This is a genomic window from Ruegeria sp. BHSA191, assembly GCF_059613325.1.
Window position 1 is genome coordinate 93,774 of the sequence record NZ_JBXWSH010000003.1, and the last position, 19,385, is coordinate 113,158.

A 19,385-nucleotide genomic window follows, 5' to 3' on the forward strand; every position below is an offset into this window, starting at 1 on the left:
GCCGGATCAGGATTTCGACAGGTTCAGCGTGACTTCCAGCCCCGGATCGGCGTTGCGGGCGCTGAAAGTGCCGCCATGCATCCGCGCGATGGCCGCCACCAGCGCCAGCCCCAGACCCGAGTTGCGGCTGCTGCGGGCCGGGTCCAGCGTGACGAAGGGCTGGTCCAGCCGGCCCAGATCGGGTTCAGGCACGCCGGGACCCATGTCGCGGACGCTCAGCCTAGCGTGCCTGTCGAGGTCTCCCAACTCCACCGTGATGCTGGTGCCCTCGGGCGCGTAGCGCAGGGCGTTTTCCAGCAGGTTGGACAGCGCCTGAGACAGAAGCGGCCGGTGGCCGAGGATGGGGGGCGCGGTGCCGGTCAGGCTGATTTCAACGCCCTGATCCGCGGCGACGGGTTCATAGAGCTCGACCACGTCCGCAGCCAGTTGACCAAGATCGACCTGTTCGAACTGCTCGCGGCCCAGCCCGGCCTCGGCCCGCGAAATCTCGGTCAGTTGCCCCAGGACCCGAAGAATATGGTCGATCTCGGCCGTGGCGCGGGCGGTGTCGGCCTCGCGTTCGCTGTCGTTTCGCTGGCTGTCGCCCAGCGCCTCGACCCGCTGCCGGAGCCGCGACAGCGGCGACCGCAGATCATGGGCGATGGAGTTGGACGTGGTCCGCAAATTGTTCACCAGGTCCTCGATCCGGTCCAGCATGGCGTTGAGCATGGCCGAAACCTGATCGAACTCGTCGCCGGTGCCGCGCTGAGGCATTCTCTGCGTCAGGTCGCCCGACATGATGGAATCGGCCGTATCGGCGATGTCCCGCAGCCGGGAAAAAACCAGCCGGGTCAGTAGCCAGCCCGTCAGGATACTCAGCGCCAGGGCGGCCCCCAGCGCCAGCGCGACCGATTGGAACAGAACCCTGTCGAACTGTTGCCGGGCCAGCGCATCGCGGCCCACCAACAAACGCTCGCCGCCGCGCAGGCGGATGGATGCGGCCGAGACCGGAACCATCTCATTCGTCTCGGTTTTTCGCAATTCCAGTTCGGTCCAGCCGCTGCCCGGTGTCACGCCCTCGGGCCAACGGGCAAGATTGCCCGCAAGGACATTGCCGAACCGGTCGGTCAGCAGATACAGCGCATCGCGCTCTGACGCCGAGGGCAGGCGGCGCTCGATGGCCGTCATCAGCCCGATCAGGCCGAGCCGTTCGTATTCGTCGGCCAGCCCGGTCAGTTCGGCCGAAACGACCGAGCGTGTCTCGCCGTCGATTGTCCGGGTCGCCGTCACATAGACCAGCGCCAGCACCGTCGCGGTCAGCAGCGCGCTGAGCACCATGCTGAGCAGCACCAGCCGGGTGCGGGAATTGTGAAACGAAAATCTAAGCTGTGCCATCGGACATCATGTATCCCGCGCCGCGCACGGTTTCGATCAGGGGTGTGTCGCCGGGATCGTCTAACTGTTTGCGCAGTTTCGAGATATGCACGTCGACGACGTTGGTGTTGGGGTCGAAATGATAGTCCCAGACGCCTTCCAGCAGCATCGTGCGCGACACCACGCGGTTCTTGCGGCGCAGGAAGAATTCGAGGATCTGGAATTCGCGCGGGGTCAGGGTGATCTCGCGCCCGTTGCGGGTCACCTTGCGGGTCAGAAGGTTCATCTCGAGGTCGCGGCACCTGAGGGTCGGGGTCTCTTCGGATTCCTGAGGGCGGCGCAGCAGCGCCTCGATCCGGGCATGGAGTTCCTGGAACGAGAACGGCTTGACCAGATAGTCGTCGGCGCCGGCGCGCAGGCCCTTGACCCGCTCGTCCACCGCGCTCATGGCGGTCAGCATCAGAACGGGGGTCTTGATCCCGGCTGCGCGCAGCGATTTCACCAGCGCCAGCCCGTCCAGTTCGGGCAGCATCCGGTCCAGGACGATTGCGTCGAACCCGCCATCGGTAGCGTGATACAGCCCGTCGCGCCCGTTGGTGGCGGTTTCGATGGCATAGCCTTCCTCGGCAAACCCCTTGGCGATGAAATCCCGCGTGTCCTCGTCGTCTTCAACGATCAACAAACGTCTGCTCATGGTCGGATATCCTTTTGCTCGGGATATAAGCATGTGGGGCCGTCAAAGAATACTGCCGGGCGCGGAAATCGCACCCGGCAGCCCCGTCGCACGCGGACATGACGTGCGGGCGGGGGGATGCGCGCGCCGATATCCCCATCATGCGGCGCGCGCGGGGACAAGCGTCAGGCCACCTCGACGGCAACGAAGATCTGGTTGCCACCTCGATTGATCAGCACCAGCGCCGGGCCGTCCTTCTGATCGCTCAGAGCCTTCTTCAGATCCTGGGGCGTGTCGATCTCGGCGCGGCCCAGCCGGACGATGACGTCACCGCGGCGCAGACCGGCCTCTGCGGCGGGGCTGTCGGGCTGCAGTGCCGTGACAACCACGCCGTGCACGGTTTCCGGCACGCCCATCTCGGCGCGCGTGGTGTCGGTCAGCGGTGCGACGGTCACGCCCAGCGTCTTGCCGGCCACCTTGTCGGGCGCCGCAGCGGCGGTTTCGGTCTGGTGCTGGCCGATGGTGACGTTCAGCGTCTCGGTCTTGCCGTTGCGCAGTACGGTCAGCTTGCTGTCGGTGCCGATGGCTGTGGTGCCAACCAGGACCGGCAATTCGCTACTGTTGTCGACCTGTTCGCCGTCGAACGCGACGATCACGTCACCCTGCTGAAGCACGCCGTCGGCCGGGCTGCCGGGAACCACGTCCGAGACCAACGCACCAGTGGTGCCCTCTATCCCCATGGCGGCGGCCAGTTCAGGGCTGATATTCTGGATCGAGACCCCCAGCCAGCCGCGGCTGATCTGCCCGTCGTCGCGCAGGTCCTGAGCGATGTGTTCAACGATGTTGGAAGTCACGGCAAAGCCCAGCCCGACCGAGCCGCCCGTGGGCGAATAGATGGCCGAGTTCACGCCGATGACTTCGCCTTCCATGTTGAACAGCGGGCCGCCCGAGTTGCCCTTGTTGATTGCTGCGTCGGTCTGGATGAATTCAGCATAGGGGCCATCCGAGATGTTGCGCCCCTTGGCCGAGACGATGCCCGTGGTGACGGTCGAGCTCAGCCCGAAGGGGTTGCCGATGGCCACAACGTCTTCACCCACGCGGATTTCGTCGCTGTCGCCCAGCGGCACTGCGGTCAGAGGGGTATCGGCTTCGATTTTCAGCAGCGCGAGGTCGGTCAGCGGGTCGGTCCCGATGATCTCGGCTTCATAGCTGCGGTCGTCATGCAGGCGCACCGTGACCTTGCTGGCGCCCTCGACGACGTGGTTGTTGGTAATGATATAGCCATCAGCATCCATGACAAAGCCGGAGCCCAGCCCCTGACGGGGGCCCTGCCGCGGAATGTCCATGCCTTCGGGGGCACCGAAACGCTTGAAGAATTCGCCAAAAGGATGTCCTTCGAAATCGAAATTGGGGCTGCCGGCCGGCATCGGGGCGGCGTCCTGCGTCGCGATGATGGTCACGACGGCGGGCGATACGGATTCGACCAGATCGGCCACCCGCTCGTCGGCCAGGGACGGGATCGCGGTCCCGGCCAGCAGGGCGGCGCTCAGAGCGGCCGCGCCAAACAGACGGGGTGTACGGAAAGCGTTCAAGAGGGGCTTGCGGGTATTCATGTCTCGACTGTGCTCCTTGGATTCGTCGCAGAGGATCATTTCTTTAACGGAAAGATGGAGGACGGCCCTGTGGGTTTTCTGACCTGATGGTTAAATTTTCTTAATTCTGCCATTTTCTTGCGGTCTATGCCCGACGAGCGCAGGCGGTTTTCCGGGATTCGATTCTGCGCGAATCGTCGGATTGTTGCCGAAAAGGGCGCTAATTGTAGAAAAGTGTTGCATTGATCACTCAGAGGCTACAACGGCGACGAGGCCGGAGTTATGAGTTGGATGGTCTCGCTTAGGTTGTATGCCTTTGAAAACGTCGCTCAGTATCTGATGTCATTCAGTACACTATTTTTAATCCCGCTCCCGTGACAGAACGATTGCACGCGCTGGTAATTCGGCCGATCAAATTCCGCAACTCTGCCATGGGTAGAACATGGCCGAGATTCATACTGTGCGGGCGCTACGTCAAATTGAACCTTGTTAGGCCTTGCGACGAATTTTTTATTGTTTTGAAGCGAATGATCGGTGACGATAAAAATGTCCAAAAAGGGGCCTGACAGACATCAAGGGGGTGTCTTCAGGCAGATCTCGATTACCGGGAATGCCAGTGGCGTGTTAACGAGGGGGTCTTGTTTCAGTTCTGCAGAGCCACGTCCGTTCATCTTCTGATGCGTCGGGCGCGTTTCCGGAAAAGGTGAAAGTGGTAGTCCTGCATTTTTGGGCAACCGGCCCGGTCTGAAAAGATCGGGCCGTGTTATTTTGTGGCCTGCCGACTGGTCCGCCAGGCGGCCCAGTCCAGGGGCGTGTCCAGATCGCGGGTGGCATGGGTCCCCGGCAGGGGTTCGATATGGACTTTGTCGCGATGGGCCCTGACGACACTCTGCGCGCCGGAATCTCCGGTCAATGAACGCAGCTGCGGAAACAGAGATGATGCGAAGACCACCGGGTGTCCGGGGGTGCCGTCGCTTGCCGATCCGCGCCAGATCAGGCAGTCCGGGTTTTCGCTGACCGAGCGCAGCACCTTTGCCAGATCGTCGACCGTCAAGTCCGGCAGGTCGGCCAGCAAGATCATCGCGGCGTCGGCTGTATCGGGTACGTGATTCAGGGACGCGCGCAAGCTTGCGTTCATGCCTTCCTCTGCGTCGGCGATCGGCACGATGCGCACATCCATTCCGGCCAGCGCGTCGTGGCGCGGGTGCGGGGCCGGGGGCAGAGCCACGATGACCGGGGCCACGGCCCGCGCGATTTCCGCCGTCCGGCGCAGCAGGGGCTGGCTGTCTATTTCCTGCATCAGCTTATCGGCCCCCCCCATGCGGCTGGATCGGCCAGCGGCAAGGAGGATGATTGGAATGGTATTCATGCCGCCACCATGGCGTGTGGCGCGGGCATTGTCACCCGCGCATGCGCGCGCCATCCGCGTCGAAGGGCGGGGTCGAGATCACGCGGGCCTTGCGCATCTGGCCCAGGATCTCGATTTTCACCTGCAGCCCGTCGGCGATGCGGTCGGTGGGCAGGAAGCCCATCGCGATCGACTTGCCTGTGTGGTGCGAGTAACCGCCCGAGGTGCAGAAACCCACGACCTTGCCGCCCAGCCAGATCGGTTCATAGGCGTTCACGTCGGCGTCGTCGGCGTCGACCTCGAAGGCCACCAACCTGCGCGCGGAGCCGGTCGCACGTTCCGCCTCGGCGGCGGCGCGGCCGATGAAATCGGCGGGTTTGTTGAAGGCGATGAAACGGTCCAGCCCGGTTTCGGCCGCCGTGTAGTCGGGCGAGAACTCGCGCATCCACGAGCCGAAGAACTTGTCGAGCCGCAGGCTCATCATCGCGCGCATGCCGAAGGGGGTGATGCCGTGCGGTTGCCCGGCCTGCCACAGGGTCCACCAGAGCTGGCGCTGCGCCATCGGATCGCAGTAGATCTCGAACCCCAGATCGCCGGTATAGCTGACACGCTGCACGATGCAGTCGGTCATGCCGACGACCATCCGCCGCACGTCCATGAAGCGCATGTCGCTGATATCGGCGCGGGTGCAGGCGGTCAGAACCTCGCGCGCCTTGGGGCCGGCGATCTGGAAGCCGTTGCGTTTGTCGCTGATATTTTCGACGGTTACGCCGTCTTCCTGATGTATCTGGAACCAGCGCATGTGGAAGTTCTGCGCGCCGTATGAGGCGGTGAGCTGAAATTCCTCCTCGCCCAGACAGGAAACCGTGAAGTCGCCGATCAGCTTGCCCTTGGGCGACAGCATTGGGGTTAGCGACAGGCGGCCCAGCTTGGGGATGCGGCCCGCCATGATCCGATCCAGCCAGTTGCGGGCACGGGGGCCGGTGACTAGGTATTTGCCGAAATTGTGCACCTCGTTGATGCCGACGCCCTCGCGCACGGCGCGCACTTCGCGGCCGGTTGCCGCGAAGGCGTCCGAGCGGCGGAAGGAGGGGGTTTCATAGGTGGGCTCGCCCACTTGCGCGAAGTAGTTCGGCACTTCCAGACCGTATTGCTGGCCCCAGACCGCGCCCAGATCGCTGAAGATGTCATACATCGGCGTGGTGCGGTTGGGCCGAGCGGCGGGCAGTTCCTCGTTGGGGTAGGAGACGGAGAAACGCTTCTGATAGTTCTCGATCACCTTGGGGCGGGTATAGCCGGGGGTGATCCAGTCGCCGAAGCGGGCGACGTCCATGGCAAAGACGTCGCGCTCGGGCTCGCCCTCGATCATCCATTGCGCCAGCGTCAGGCCGACGCCGCCGCCCTGGCTGAACCCGGCCATCACGCCGCAGGCCGACCAGTAGTTGCGCACGCCCGGCACCGGCCCGACCAGCGGGTTACCGTCGGGGGCAAAAGTGAACGGGCCGTGGATCACAGATTTCACCCCGGCCTCGGCCAGAACCGGGAAACGGCGATAGGCAAACTCGATCGAGTCGGTGATCTTGTCGAAATCGTCGGGCAGCAGTTCGTGGCCGAAATCCCAAGGGGTGCCGTCCACCGCCCAAGGCTTGCAGGGCTGTTCGTAGAAGCCGATGCAAAGGCCGCGCCCCTCCTGCCGCAGATAGCTCTCGCCGGCCGGGTCCATGACGTGCGGATGCTCGCCTCCCGTGTCGATGATCGCCTCGATCTGAGGGATGTTGTCGGTGACGAGGTATTGATGCTCCATCGGGTGCAGCGGGAAGTAGATGCCCGCCATCGCGCCCACCTCGCGCGCCCAGAGGCCGCCGGCGTTGACGATATGCTCGGCGTGGATGGTGCCCTTGTCGGTGACCACGTCCCATGTGCCGTCGGGGCGCTGGTTGGTTTCGCGCACCATGCAGTGGGTCTCGATGGTGGCACCGCCCATTCGTGCGGCCTTGGCATAGGCATGGGTCGTGCCCGAAGGGTCGAGGTGCCCGTCCAGCGGATCATACAGCGCGCCGATGATGCCGTCGGTATTGGTGATGGGGGCGATCTTCTTGATCTCGTCGGGGCCGACGATCTCGGTCTCCAGCCCCATGAAACGATGCTTGGCGCGTTCGGCCAGCAGCATGTCGAACCGGTCCTGGTTGTCGGCTAGCGTGATGCCGCCCACATGGTGCAGCCCGCAGGACATGCCGGTGATCTCTTCCAACTCCTTGTACAGCCGGATGGTATAGCCTTGCAGCGCGGCCATGTTGGTGTCGCCGTTCAGCGTGTGAAACCCGCCCGCCGCGTGCCAGGTCGATCCGCTGGTCAGTTCCGACCGTTCCAGCAGCATCACATCCGACCAACCCAGCTTGGTCAGGTGATACAGCACCGAACACCCGACAACTCCGCCGCCGATCACGGCAACCTGACACGTCGATTTCATCCGCACCTCCTTGCGTCTGGCCCGAAGGTGCAGGGGCGCCGCGACGGTATCTGTCACGAAAACGACCGAGTATGTCGTTTCCGCCGGCCGTCCGTCAGAGCGGCCGCACCTTCAACCAGGTGATCCGGTTGCCCTCGCGTTCGACGACCTCGAACCGGAAGCCGTGGAACGAGAACACCTGACCAACGGTCGGGATCATCTGCGCCTCATGGATCACCAGCCCGGCAATGGTGTTGGCCTCGTCATCGGGCAGGTTCCAGTCCATCGCACGGTTCAGGTCGCGGATGGTCATCGAGCCTTCGACCAGGTACTGACCGTCTTCGGTGCGCGTAATCGTCACATCTTCGTCCACGTCGAACTCGTCCGCGATCTCGCCCACGATTTCTTCGAGGATGTCCTCGAGCGTGATCAGCCCCTGAAGCGACCCGTATTCATCGACCACCAGCGCAAAATGGCTGTGCATGCGCAGAAATTCCCGCATTTGGTCGTCCAGAGTGGTGGTTTCCGGCACGAAATACGGGGCGTTGGCCACTTTGAGGATGTCGAATGACTTCAGCCGCTCGGCACCGCCCTCGCCGCCGCCGGCCTGCGCGTACATGGCGCGGAACAGGTCTTTGGCATGCACGACACCCACGATGTTTTCGGGCTGGTCGCGGAACACCGGCAGGCGCGTGTGACGGCTTTCGAGACACTGTTTCAGGATCGCTTCGGGGTCGGCATCGGCGTCGATCATCTCGATATTCGAGCGGTGCAGCATGATTTCCTCGACCGTGCGGTCGCCGAGGTCAAGCGCCCCCAGGATGCGATCGCGGTCCTCTTTTTCGACGACGCCTTCGGAATGGCCCAGTTGCAGGGCGCCGGCGATCTCTTCACGCACGGCAAGGATGTGGCTGTCCGGGTCGATCCGTACACCGAACAAACGCAATACCCCGCGCACCAGCAGGCGTACGGCGGCCACCACCGGCGAAAACACCGTAACGACAACACCGATCACCGGGGCGACCGCAGCGGCGGCCTTTTCGGCATTGGTGATCGCATAGGTCTTGGGGAGAACTTCGGCAAAGATCAGAACCAGCAGGGTCATGACCAGCGTAGCCAGTGCCACGCCGCTTTCGCCGAACAGCCGCGTGAACAGAGCCGTCGCCAACGAGGCCGCAAGGATATTCACCAGGTTGTTGCCCAGCAGCACCGACCCGATCAGCCGTTCGTTGTCGTCGGTGATTTCCAGCGCCTTTTGCGCACCGCGCGATCCCTTGTCGGCCTGCGCGCGCAGCTTGCCCCGAGACGACGCAGTCAGCGCCGTTTCCGAGCCCGAGAAGAAGCCGGACAGCACAAGCAGGAACAGGATCGAGACGGTGGTGATCCAGAAGGCGCTGTCGAAAAGGGAAGGGTCAGGGTCCATCGTTCCACTATGATTGTTGTCGCGCCTTGGTTATGGGGTCGCGGGGGCATGCGATCAAGGGGAAGCCCCTAGTCCTCGGTGTCGTTCCTGGCAAGGGGGTGATGTTGCAACACCAATTCCGACAGCCGCTCGTCCAGAACATGCGTGTAGATCTCGGTCGTGGCCACGTCGGCATGGCCCAGCAGGGTCTGGATCGAACGCAGGTCGGCCCCGTTGGCCAGAAGATGCGTGGCAAAGGCGTGCCGCAGCGTGTGCGGGGTGACCTTGTCGGGGGACACACCGCCTTGAACCGCCAATTCCTTGACCAGCAGGAAGAACCTGTGCCGGGTCAGGTGCCCGGACTTGCCGCGCGACGGAAACAGAAAGCGTGACCTCTGTCCGCCTTTGGCCACGGTCGCCTCCTCGGCCGCATCGCGCGCAGCCAGCCATGCGGCCAACGCATCGCGGGCCGGTGGCGACAGGGGCACCATCCGTTCCTTGCCGCCCTTGCCCAGAACCAGAAGCATCCGCGGGTCGCCACGCGCTGCGGATACGGGCAGCGAAACCAATTCGGTTACCCGCATGCCGGTGGCGTACAACAGCTCCATCAGGCATGTGTTGCGCAGCCGGTCGGCTTGGGTGCGGCCGGTCTGGCGCGCGGCCTGCAGCAGGCGGTCGACCTCGGCCACGTCCAGCGTCTTGGGCAGGCGCTTTTGCCGGCCTGGTCCCTTGATCTGGATGGCGGGGTTGGTGTCGCGCCAGCCTTCCTCGAAAGCGAAGCGGTACAGCTGTTTGATGGCGGACAGGCGGCGAGCCCGGGTCGCGCGCGACAGGCCCTCGGCATCGCAGTCGATCAGATAGGCCTCGATCCGGGTCTGGTCGGCCTGGGCAAATCCGTCGCCGTGACGGCTCAGCCATCCCGCGAAGTCCTTCAAGTCGCGCCCATAGGCCAGCAGCGTGTTGGTTGCCGCGCCCAGCTCGGCGGCCTGCGCTTCGAGAAAGGCCGAGATCCACAGCTCTGGCGTTTCAGGCCCCGGCACGGTCAGACCCCCTGCAGGATCAGCAGCTGCAGCGCCGCCCGCCGCGCGGTATCCTCGAGCCCGACCCTGCGGAAGGTTGCGATGGCAGCGGTCAAGTCCACCAGGTTGCCGCGCGCGCCCTGGGCATAAAGCTGCATCGCTTCCAGAATCGCTTCGCCCAACCGGTTCTGATCCAGCATAGTCTGCAGGTCGGGCGGGACCGGGGCGGCCCAGGCAAAGCCTTCGGTGATCGCATCGGACAGCGGCGACGGCGACGGGGCCTGATCGGGCATCCCCCGGGCCAGCGCGGCCAGAAAAGCATTGGCAGTTGGCCCATCGGGCACGGATTGGGCCGCGTCTTCATACAGCTCGGACAGCAGCAGAATGCGCCAGCGCAGGTTCTCGGCCTCGGCGCCGGGCAGGGGGCGGAGCGCCAGGCGGTCCGCGAACAGCTCGGCAAAGGGAACCTGCAGCCCGACGGTTTCCATCTGCGCCCAGACCGCGATCAGCGCATCCGCGACGGCCTGCGGCTTGCCGCCGTCCAGCGCGGCCTCGAACCGCTGTACCGCGGCGACGCGGTCCCAGACGGCGCCCGAGGCCGCCGGGGCGCGCTCGGTATAGAGACCCAGCAGGTGGTTGGGGGTCAACGCTCCGATGCGGGTCAGGCGCTCGGCCGCCTCGATCTGGGCCTTCCAGCCGGCGACGTCGCGCAGATCGGCATTGGCAAAGGCGCGCGGCAGCGACGCGGTGGGCAGCCGTTCGCCGATGGCCTCGAACAGGCGAAAGGTCAGCGGGTCGGGGTCCTGGGGTTGCGGAAGATAGGGGGCGCCTTCGAACATCTCGGGGCTTAGAAACCGGTCGAGCAGGTCCAGCGTTTCTGTCGGCAGGATCTCGAGCGCGTGGGCGGCCTCGAGCATGAGCGCGGCCGAGGCCCAGTCACCGCGGCGTGCCTTGCAGAAAATGTGGGCGCGGTAGTCGCGGGACAGGCCGGGTTGCGCGATGAGCGCGGTACAGCTGCGGTCCTCGTCGCCGGTCAGCAAGGTCGTGTCGAACCAGCGGCGAAACCGGTCCGGTGAAGCCGCCGGCCCGGCCTGTTGCACCAGCGCCTGCGCAGGGTCGGCCGCCCCCAACTGGAACAGGCGATCCAGTCGCGCCAGCAGCAGGGTGTCGGGATCCGCGCCGCCCGACGGCGCGCGGGCTTCGGTCAGCAGCAAGGTGAACATCAGCTTTTGCATGGCCGGGCTGGATTTCACCGGAACTTGCCCGATCAGTCGGGCCAGGCGGGCCGGGTCGCTTGGGCGCCACAGATCCACCGGCAGTCCCGTCACCGAGGCATCCACCAACCCCAGTGGCTGCGACAGCGCCTCGAGCGGAGTTACATGGATCTGCGGGTCCGCCACCGCATCGGCCACCGGAGGTTCGAGCATCACCGTTCCCGGTAGCAGGTCGCCCGGTTCCTTCAGCCAGTCGATCGCCGACAGCGGCTCGGTCGTCTGTGCGGCGACCTGCCCGGCCAGGGCAATCGTCACCGCCGCGGCCCTAGTCCACATTCAGGATGACCGGTTCGCTGATTTCGCTTTGCGGGGCCGAGAAATCCGCGCCGAAATACGGCCCCAGATAGGCATAAGCTACCAGCCCGATGAAACTCAGGCAGATGAGGTACAGGAGGAGTTTGATCAGACGGCCCATGGCGAAACGCTGCCTCAAATTTTGATTTTGGCCAAGTTATAACTGGCATTTTTTCCAAGATCACGTCATTCACGGGGAAATGAGCGAAATTAAGCATAACGCATCGCCGGCATCGGTCCGGCCGGCCTATGACCTGCACAAAACGGTGGTTATGGTCGGCATGATGGGCGCTGGCAAGACGGCGGTGGGCCGGGCGCTGGCCGCGCGGCTGGGCGTGCCGTTCCTGGACAGCGATGCCGAGATCGAATCGGCCGCCAACATGACCATTCCCGAGATCTTCGAGCGCGATGGCGAGGCATTCTTTCGGGCCAAGGAAAGCCAGGTCATCGGCCGGTTGCTGGACGAGCAGAAAGGCATTCTGTCGACTGGCGGCGGCGCCTTCCTGTCCGAGGCGAACCGCAGGATGATATCAGAGCGCGGCGTGTCGGTCTGGCTGAGGGCCGATCTGGAGGTGCTGTGGAACCGCGTCCGCCACAAGGACACACGGCCGCTGCTGCGCACCCCCGATCCGCATGCGACGCTGAGCGCCTTGTACCAAGCACGCGTTCCGCTTTACCAACAGGCCGATCTGGTCGTGGACTCGGATGGCGAAACTGCGATCGAGGACATGGTGGACCGGGTCTTGGAAAAACTGGCGACGCGCCCTGACGTTCTGGAACTGAAGTAGATGCATCAAACCGTATTCGTTGATCTGGCCGAACGATCCTATGACGTGGAAATAGGGCCGGACCTGCTGGCGCAGGCCGGGATGCGGATCAGGCCGCTGTTGCCCCGCCCGCGTGTGGCGGTACTGACGGATGAAACGGTTGCCACGCTGCATCTGGACGCGCTGCGTGCCGGGCTGGCCGCGGCCGGTGTCGAGATGACTGCCCTGGCGCTGCCGCCGGGTGAGGCAACCAAGAGTTGGCCCCATTTCGAACGCGCGGTCGAATGGCTGCTGGCCGAAAAGGTCGAGCGCCGTGATGTCGTCGTAGCCTTTGGCGGCGGGGTGATCGGCGATCTGGCCGGGTTTGCCGCTGCCGTGCTTCGCCGGGGGGTGCGGTTCGTGCAGATCCCGACCTCTCTGCTGGCGCAGGTCGACAGTTCGGTGGGCGGCAAAACCGGCATCAACGCCCCGCAAGGCAAGAACCTGATCGGCGCCTTCCACCAGCCGTCGCTGGTGCTGGCCGATACCTCGGTTCTGGGCACCTTGACGGCGCGGGATTTTCTGGCGGGCTATGGCGAGGTCGTGAAATACGGGCTGCTGGGCGATGCCGAATTCTTTGAATGGCTGGAACGCAACGGCCCCGCGTTGGCCGAGGGCGACATGGCGGCCCGGGTTCAGGCAGTGACGCGCTCGGTGCAGATGAAAGCCGACATCGTCGCGCGCGACGAGACCGAACAGGGCGACCGGGCGTTGCTGAATCTGGGCCATACCTTCTGCCACGCGCTCGAGGCCGCGACAGGCTATTCCGACCGGTTGCTGCATGGCGAGGGCGTGGCCATCGGCTGTGCCTTGGCCTTCCAACTGTCGGCGCGCCTGGGCCTTTGTTCGCAGGAAGACCCCAGCCGCGTTCGGGCGCATCTGCGCGCGATGGGGATGAAGGCTGACCTCGCCGACATTCCCGGCGATTTGCCGGGGGCCGGAGCGCTGGTCGATCTGATGGCCCAGGACAAGAAGGTGGTGGACGGTCAGTTGCGGTTCATTCTGGCGCGCGGAATCGGGCAGGCCTTCGTGACATCGGACGTGCCGCGCGATGCGGTTTTGTCCGTGCTCGAGGATGCGCTGGCCACCTGCTGACGGTCTCAGCGTCCCCGGATTACCATCAGTTCGCCGATGTTTTCGCGGGTTATGTACCCGACCATCTGCCCCGCTCTGGTGCACACGGCCACCGCCGGAGCGCCGCCGTGCAACCCGTCTAGCACTGCCTCGAGCCCGCCGGCTGGCGATACGATGGGAATCTCGGTCTCCATGACCGATGTGGCCGGTTCGGACCGGGGGTGTTCGCCGGCGAGGGCTGCGAACAACCGGTTGCGCGTCACGAAGCCCAGCAGTTGCCCGTCGGGGCCCAGCACCGGAAACTCATGCTGGGTGGTCTGGATCACGGCCTGCGCGGCCGTACCCAGCGTGTCCTGCGGCGTCAGTGCGTGGAACTCGGTGATCATCGCGTCGCGGGCCAGAACTCGGCGCGCGATCGAGCGCATCTCGACATCCTGGCTCTCGGCATTGGCGGCGATGAAGACGAACACCGCGATCAGGACCAGGATCGGGTTTCCGGTGCTAAGCCCCAGAAAGCCGAAACCCACCGCCACGATCTGACCGGCCGAGGCAGCGGCCCGCGTGGCCTTGACCCGGTCCATCTTTAGGCACAGCAGCGCCCGGAACACCCGGCCACCATCCATCGGAAAGGCCGGGATCAGATTGAATACCGCCAAGAAAAGGTTCACATACGCCAGCCGGCTGAACAGATCGACGCGCGCCGAGTCGATATGGGCCATTACATCCATCTGAATGCCCGCACCCAGACCCACCAGCACCAGCCAGATCACGATGTTCACCGCCGGCCCGGCTAGCGCAACGGCAACTTCCTGCATGGGCTTTTCCGGCATCCGCTCCAGCCGGGCCAGCCCGCCGATCGGCAGAAGCGTGATGTCCGGCGTGCGGATGCCATAGCGGCGGGCCATCAGCGCGTGGCCGAATTCATGGGCGACCACGCAGGCAAACAGCGCCAGAACGAACAGGATGTTGTCAAATGCGGCGGGCAGGCCGCCCTCGGCATAGGCCGCGAAGCCGACCCAGGCCAACAGAATGAAGAACGTGACATGGACCCTCAGCTCCGAGCCAAGCAGACGACCGACGGCGAAGGACCATGTCATTTTCTGGCTCCGTCAGATCAGAACGGGATCTCGTCGTCGTCGATCCCGCCCGAGGCCGGGGCTGGTGAACTGCCGCCCATCGGTGCGCCATAGGGGTCTCCGTAACCGCCGGACTGGCCGCCACCGTAACCGCCGCCGCCGCCTTCTCCGCGGGCGTCCAGCATGACGAGGGTCGAATTGAACCCTTGCAGAACGACCTCGGTCGAATACCGGTCCTGACCGGACTGATCCTGCCATTTGCGGGTCTGCAACTGGCCTTCGACGTAAACCTTTGACCCCTTGCGAAGGTATTGCTCGGCCACCCGGACCAAGCCCTCGTTGAAAATCGCGACCGAGTGCCACTCGGTCCGTTCGCGACGCTCGCCCGTATTGCGGTCTTTCCAGGTTTCCGAAGTGGCGATGCGCAGGTTGCAGACCTTGCCTCCGTTCTGAAACGACCGAACCTCGGGGTCACGCCCGAGATTGCCGATCAGAATGACCTTGTTGACTGAACCTGCCATGTTTTTCCTCGTATCCTGTCTTGCGGGTTGGGGCGCGAATCTCGCACGGTGTTCACCCGAACCCTATACCCCCCGCGCGCGGGTTGGAACACGGATGATCGTGGAGCCTTAGGTTTGAATTTCCACCCGCGATTAACCAAGCTTTCATTTCGGCTTGAAATACCTATACTCATTCTGATGGCAGAACGGGCGGGATTTGCTTGAATGCGGTATGTGTTGACTGGTTTTTTGGTTGCCTTCCTTGCGCTGACTTCTGTTCCGTCGGGCGCCGATGTTCTTTCGACCAAGAACCGCAGGGATATCTTTCTCAAGCAGGCCAAGGTGCTGGACAGTCGCGCCGCCAGCCAATACCGCGACAGCGAGCGTCTCAAACCCAAATCGGCGCAGGGAAAGTTCGGCAAACGGTATGACGGCAAGTACAAGGGGCAGTATCTTGTCCTGGCGCGCCAGGCCGCCCGCATGCACAACGTCCCCGAAGAGCTGTTCCTGCGGCTGGTCCAGCAGGAAAGCGGATGGAACCCGCATGCCCGGTCCCACAAGGGCGCTTTGGGGCTGGCGCAGCTGATGCCGCAGACCGCGCGCCTGCTGGGCGTGGACCCGCACGACCCCAAGCAGAACCTGGAAGGCGGCGCGCGCTACCTGTACTGGCAGTACAAGAAATTCAGGTCATGGCGCCTTGCACTGGCCGCTTACAATGCGGGGCCGAAGGCGGTGGAAAAGCACGGCGGTATTCCACCTTATGCTGAGACCCGGAACTATGTGAAGGCCATCTGGGGCGGCTGAAAACCCCATCAGTCGTGGCAATTGTTCTGGACCGTCCAGTGGACGGCTCCAACCCGTCGAAGACCGCGTACGTCATTCAGCAGCGATCTTGATGACCGGTTGCATTCTGGCAAGAATGTCCTCGGCCAGATGGCACTTGATCTGGTGCCCCTCGGACAAAGTTTTGACCGGCGGAACCTGCTGTTCGCACAGGCCCCCGGGGACTTCGGATTTCCACCGGCAGCGTGTCTGAAACGGACATCCCCGCGGCGGGTTCATCGCCGATGGAATATCCCCCTCGAGCACGATGTGCTCTTTCTCGACCGAGGTATCGGCGATCGGAACCGCGCTCAGCAATGCCTCGGTATAGGGGTGATAGGGGGGCGAGAACACCTGATCAGTGGTGCCCAGTTCGACCACATGGCCTAGATACATCACCATCACGCGGTCGCTGAGGTAGCGGACGATCGACAGGTCGTGGCTGATGAACAACAGTGTCGTCTTGTGCTCGCGCTGGATTTCCATCAGCAGGTCGGTTACCGCGGCCTGCACCGAAACATCCAGCGCCGAAACCGGCTCGTCTGCGACGACGATGCGCGCATCTCCGGCAAAGGCACGCGCAATGCCAACCCTTTGCTTCTGGCCACCCGACAGTTGCCGTGGCATCCGGTCGGCAAAGGCCCGGGGCAGCTTCACCAGATCCAGCAACTCCAGCATCCGTTGCTTGCGCTCGGCCTCGGAATTGCCGACGCCGAAGATTTCCAGCGCGCGGATGATCTGTCGCCCCACCGTCATCGACGGGTTCAGCGTGTCAAAGGGGTTCTGGAACACCATCTGGACTTCGCCGATGGTTTTCGTATCCCGCTCTTCGATCGGCAGATCTTCGATGTTGCGGTTGTCCAGCAGGATTTGCCCGTCTGTCGCCGTTTCCAGCCCCATCAGCACCTTGGCAAAGGTGGATTTGCCGCAGCCCGACTCGCCCACAATGGCCAGAGTCTCAGACTCGCGGGCCTCGAAACTCAGGGTCTCGTTGGCCTTCACCACTTTCTTCTCGCCGCCACCGAACAGCGCATTTGCGGCGACTTCATAATATTTCTTGAGGTTGTCGATCTTCAGAACGGTCTGACCGATGGGCGCTTTTTCCTTCTGCTCCGCCACGGTAACCGGGGCGTTCCAGTCGATCTCCTGGAACTTGAGGCAGCGCGTGTGGTGACGGTCATTCCCCGGCACCGGGAACATCGGGATGTCTTGCGCGTCACAACGCCCCTCTTCGAAATAGTCGCAGCGCGGTCCGAAATTACAGCCCGGCGGACGTTCATGCGGCAAGGGGAAATTGCCCGGAATCGCGACCAGCGGGCGCGCGTTCTTGTCCGCGCCGGGCAGGGGGATCGAGCGGAACAAGGCCTGCGTATAGGGGTGCTGCATCTCGTCGAACACGTCATGGATCGAGCCCCGTTCGACCGCCTCGCCGGAATACATCACGCACAAACGGTCGCAGGTCTCCAGCACCAGGCCCAGATTGTGCGAAATGAACAGCATCGAGGTGCCGTATTTCTTGCCAAGATCCTTGACCAGTTCCACCACGGCGGCCTCAACGGTCACGTCCAGCGCGGTTGTCGGTTCGTCGAGGATCAGCAGTGCCGGTTTCGACATCAGCGCCATCGCGATCACGATGCGCTGCTGCTGCCCCCCCGACAATTGATGCGGAAAGCTGTTCAGCATCCGTTCGGGGTCGGGCAGGCGCACGTCGGTCACCACTTCCAGCGCGCGGGCATAGGCCTCTTCCTTGCTGACCCCTTCGTGGATCATCGGTACTTCCATCAGCTGCTTGCCGATCTTCATCGCCGGGTTCAGCGAAGCCATCGGCTCCTGATAGATCATCGCAATCTCGTTGCCGCGGATGTCGCGCAACTCCTCGGCACTCATCTCGCTCAGATCGCGGCCCTTGAACTTGATGGTGCCTCCGACGATACGGCCGTTCTTGCCTAGATCCTGCATCACGCCCAGAGCAACGGTCGACTTGCCGCAGCCGGATTCCCCGACCAGCCCCACCGCCTCGCCGGGCATCACGGAAACCGAAAAATCCATCACGGCCGGAATTTCCCGTAGGCGGGTAAAGAATGAAATCGACAGTTTTTCGATTTCCAGGATTGGCCCGTCATGATCTGCAAGTTTGCTCATTTCTTCGCTCCTCGCCAAAGTCCGGTTTCCCCTTCATCTGGCTCAAAATATCCCGGGGGGTCCGGGGGGGGCTGGCCCCCCGGCTGCGTTCACGTCAGTCCTTCAGGCTTTCCTCGCGCAGGCCGTCCGCCAGCAGGTTCAAGCCCAGAACCAGCGACAACAGCGCCAACGCCGGCGGCAGGGCCGGGTGCAGATAGATCGACAGCAGCTTGCGCCCTTCGTTGATGGTTGACCCCCAATCCGGGCTTTCCGGCGGCAGGCCCAGCCCAAAGAACCCCAGGGTTCCCAACAGGATGGTCGTATAGCCGATGCGCAGGCAGAAATCGACGATCAGCGGCCCGCGCGCATTGGGCAGGATTTCCCACAGCATGATGTACCAGGGACCTTCGCCGCGCGTCTGGGCGGCCGCCACATAGTCGCGCGTTTTGATGTCCATGGCCAGGCCGCGCACGATGCGGAACACCGTGGGCGAGTTGACGAAGACAACCGATACGAACACGACCAATATCCCGCCCGGAATGTCGAACAGATCCAGATAGGTCGGCAACCCCCAGATGCTGTAGGCGTCAGTGTTGATGACGTGGCCTCCGGTCGAAATCAGTGACAGGTACAGCCAGATCGCGATCCCCAGCACCCCGATCAGCAGAGGCGTTCGAAAGTTCGGGCGGGTATAGTAGCGCGAGTTCAGGAGCACCGCGATGAACAAGATCGGAAAGATGAACAGCACAGCGGCCATATAGTTCGGCACGCCGGTCGCCACGATTTCCGGGGTTACCAGCAGATAGAACAGCAGGATTACCGGAAAGGCCAGGATCAGGTTGGCGAGGAACGACAGGAACGTATCCAGGCGTCCGCCATAGTACCCCGCCGGCAGGCCCAGCGTGATGCCGACCATGAAGGCGAACATCGTGGCCAGCGGCGCGATCTGCACGACGATCCACGCGCCCTTGACCATGCGGCTGAACACATCGCGGGCCAGGTTGTCGCCGCCCAGAAGGTACCAGGCGAACTGCCCTTCCTCGGGGTTGGGCAGGGGGGTGCCGGGCACCTTGTTCTTCATCCCCGACAACTGCACCAGCGGGTCATGGGTCACGATCAGGTCGAGCGCGCCGAAAATGCCGGTGAACACCCAGAACATGACCAGGGCAAAGCCAATCATGCCGATCGGGCTGTCGAACAGCTTGCCATACAGGCCCAGCCGCCGCTTGAAGGCGACCGACATCGCGAACAGGATGATCAGCGACACCCAGACCGGCAGGAACTGCTGCGCGACGGCGCCGACGATGCCGGCTCCGGTTCCCAGGAATACGCCCAGCAGCAGATAAGCGACGACCGTCGCGATGCTGGCCAGGAAGGAATACCACAGCGCGGTTTCGACCAGGCTGCGCAGCCCGCCACCAGAACTGACGGTGCCATCCGCGTTCACGGTCACCTGGGGTTCAGGCAGCACGATACTGGCCAGGATCCAGGCCAGGACCGAGACGGCCAGTGCAACCAGAGCGATTGTCAGGATCGGGTTCAGAAAGGCGATAGAGCCAGTCCAGCTCAGAGGTTCCATGGT

The 19,385-nt window shown here is 63.6% G+C and carries 16 protein-coding genes; 3 read left to right on the forward strand and 13 right to left on the reverse strand.

The window, feature by feature from the left end; all coding sequences use genetic code 11:
- Positions 1-6: 6 nt before the first annotated feature.
- The 9 genes from AC2FNS_RS04175 to AC2FNS_RS04215 all read right to left on the reverse strand — a co-directional run bounded on the left by AC2FNS_RS04175 (position 7) and on the right by AC2FNS_RS04215 (position 11,525).
- The gene (locus tag AC2FNS_RS04175) at positions 7-1,374 is read right to left on the reverse strand and encodes a sensor histidine kinase (RefSeq protein WP_496797808.1); all 1,368 of its coding nucleotides are present in this window, start codon (positions 1,372-1,374) and stop codon (positions 7-9) included.
- Positions 1,361-2,047 carry a response regulator transcription factor gene (locus AC2FNS_RS04180; RefSeq protein ID WP_496797809.1) on the reverse strand — a complete coding sequence of 229 codons (687 nt, stop codon included), beginning with the start codon at positions 2,045-2,047 and terminating at the stop codon, positions 1,361-1,363. Before AC2FNS_RS04180 ends, AC2FNS_RS04175 begins: the two co-directional genes overlap by 14 nt.
- 164 nt (positions 2,048-2,211) lie before the next feature.
- Positions 2,212-3,639, reverse strand: a complete 1,428-nt coding sequence (locus AC2FNS_RS04185) for a DegQ family serine endoprotease (protein ID WP_496797810.1) — start codon at positions 3,637-3,639, stop codon at positions 2,212-2,214.
- A 742-nt stretch (positions 3,640-4,381) separates the two neighbouring features.
- Complete coding sequence (locus AC2FNS_RS04190) at positions 4,382-4,987, reverse strand: nucleotidyltransferase family protein (protein WP_496797811.1); 606 nt, start codon at positions 4,985-4,987, stop codon at positions 4,382-4,384.
- Positions 4,988-5,018: 31 nt separating this feature from the next.
- Positions 5,019-7,436: a GcvT family protein gene (locus tag AC2FNS_RS04195; RefSeq protein WP_496712664.1), complete on the reverse strand. Its 2,418-nt coding sequence runs from the start codon at positions 7,434-7,436 to the stop codon at positions 5,019-5,021.
- A 94-nt stretch (positions 7,437-7,530) separates the two neighbouring features.
- On the reverse strand, positions 7,531-8,838 hold the full coding sequence (locus tag AC2FNS_RS04200; protein ID WP_496687153.1) for an HlyC/CorC family transporter: 1,308 nt from the start codon (positions 8,836-8,838) through the stop codon (positions 7,531-7,533).
- 68 nt (positions 8,839-8,906) lie between these two features.
- On the reverse strand, positions 8,907-9,857 hold the full coding sequence (locus AC2FNS_RS04205; RefSeq protein WP_496797428.1) for a tyrosine recombinase: 951 nt from the start codon (positions 9,855-9,857) through the stop codon (positions 8,907-8,909).
- Positions 9,858-9,859: 2 nt separating this feature from the next.
- Positions 9,860-11,386 (reverse strand): hypothetical protein, encoded by a 1,527-nt coding sequence (locus AC2FNS_RS04210; protein ID WP_496727567.1) that lies wholly within the window; start codon positions 11,384-11,386, stop codon positions 9,860-9,862.
- Positions 11,376-11,525 carry a hypothetical protein gene (locus AC2FNS_RS04215; RefSeq protein WP_496680870.1) on the reverse strand — a complete coding sequence of 50 codons (150 nt, stop codon included), beginning with the start codon at positions 11,523-11,525 and terminating at the stop codon, positions 11,376-11,378. The genes AC2FNS_RS04210 and AC2FNS_RS04215 overlap by 11 nt, the downstream gene beginning before the upstream one ends.
- Positions 11,526-11,604: 79 nt before the next feature.
- Between AC2FNS_RS04215 and AC2FNS_RS04220 the strand changes: the two genes are divergently transcribed.
- Together AC2FNS_RS04220 and aroB are read left to right on the forward strand one after the other, a co-directional pair.
- Positions 11,605-12,192: a shikimate kinase gene (locus AC2FNS_RS04220; protein ID WP_496680868.1), complete on the forward strand. Its 588-nt coding sequence runs from the start codon at positions 11,605-11,607 to the stop codon at positions 12,190-12,192.
- A complete protein-coding gene (gene aroB, locus AC2FNS_RS04225) occupies positions 12,193-13,305 on the forward strand; it encodes a 3-dehydroquinate synthase (protein WP_496712334.1) in 1,113 nt (370 codons plus the stop codon).
- 5 nt (positions 13,306-13,310) lie between these two features.
- On the opposite strand, the gene AC2FNS_RS04230 is transcribed toward aroB, so the two are convergent.
- Positions 13,311-14,381, reverse strand: a complete 1,071-nt coding sequence (locus AC2FNS_RS04230) for a site-2 protease family protein (RefSeq protein ID WP_496680864.1) — start codon at positions 14,379-14,381, stop codon at positions 13,311-13,313.
- Positions 14,382-14,398: 17 nt separating this feature from the next.
- Positions 14,399-14,881, reverse strand: coding sequence for a single-stranded DNA-binding protein (gene ssb / locus AC2FNS_RS04235; protein ID WP_496680861.1), 483 nt, complete (start codon positions 14,879-14,881; stop codon positions 14,399-14,401).
- 204 nt (positions 14,882-15,085) lie between these two features.
- Here ssb and AC2FNS_RS04240 point away from each other — a divergent pair, with 204 nt between their 5' ends.
- Complete coding sequence (locus tag AC2FNS_RS04240) at positions 15,086-15,664, forward strand: lytic transglycosylase domain-containing protein (protein ID WP_496712332.1); 579 nt, start codon at positions 15,086-15,088, stop codon at positions 15,662-15,664.
- A gap of 72 nt (positions 15,665-15,736) precedes the next feature.
- On the opposite strand, the gene AC2FNS_RS04245 is transcribed toward AC2FNS_RS04240, so the two are convergent.
- A complete protein-coding gene (locus AC2FNS_RS04245) occupies positions 15,737-17,824 on the reverse strand; it encodes a dipeptide ABC transporter ATP-binding protein (RefSeq protein ID WP_496712330.1) in 2,088 nt (695 codons plus the stop codon).
- 94 nt (positions 17,825-17,918) lie between these two features.
- The gene (locus tag AC2FNS_RS04250; protein WP_496680855.1) at positions 17,919-19,382 is read right to left on the reverse strand and encodes an ABC transporter permease; all 1,464 of its coding nucleotides are present in this window, start codon (positions 19,380-19,382) and stop codon (positions 17,919-17,921) included.
- Positions 19,383-19,385 lie beyond the last annotated feature (3 nt).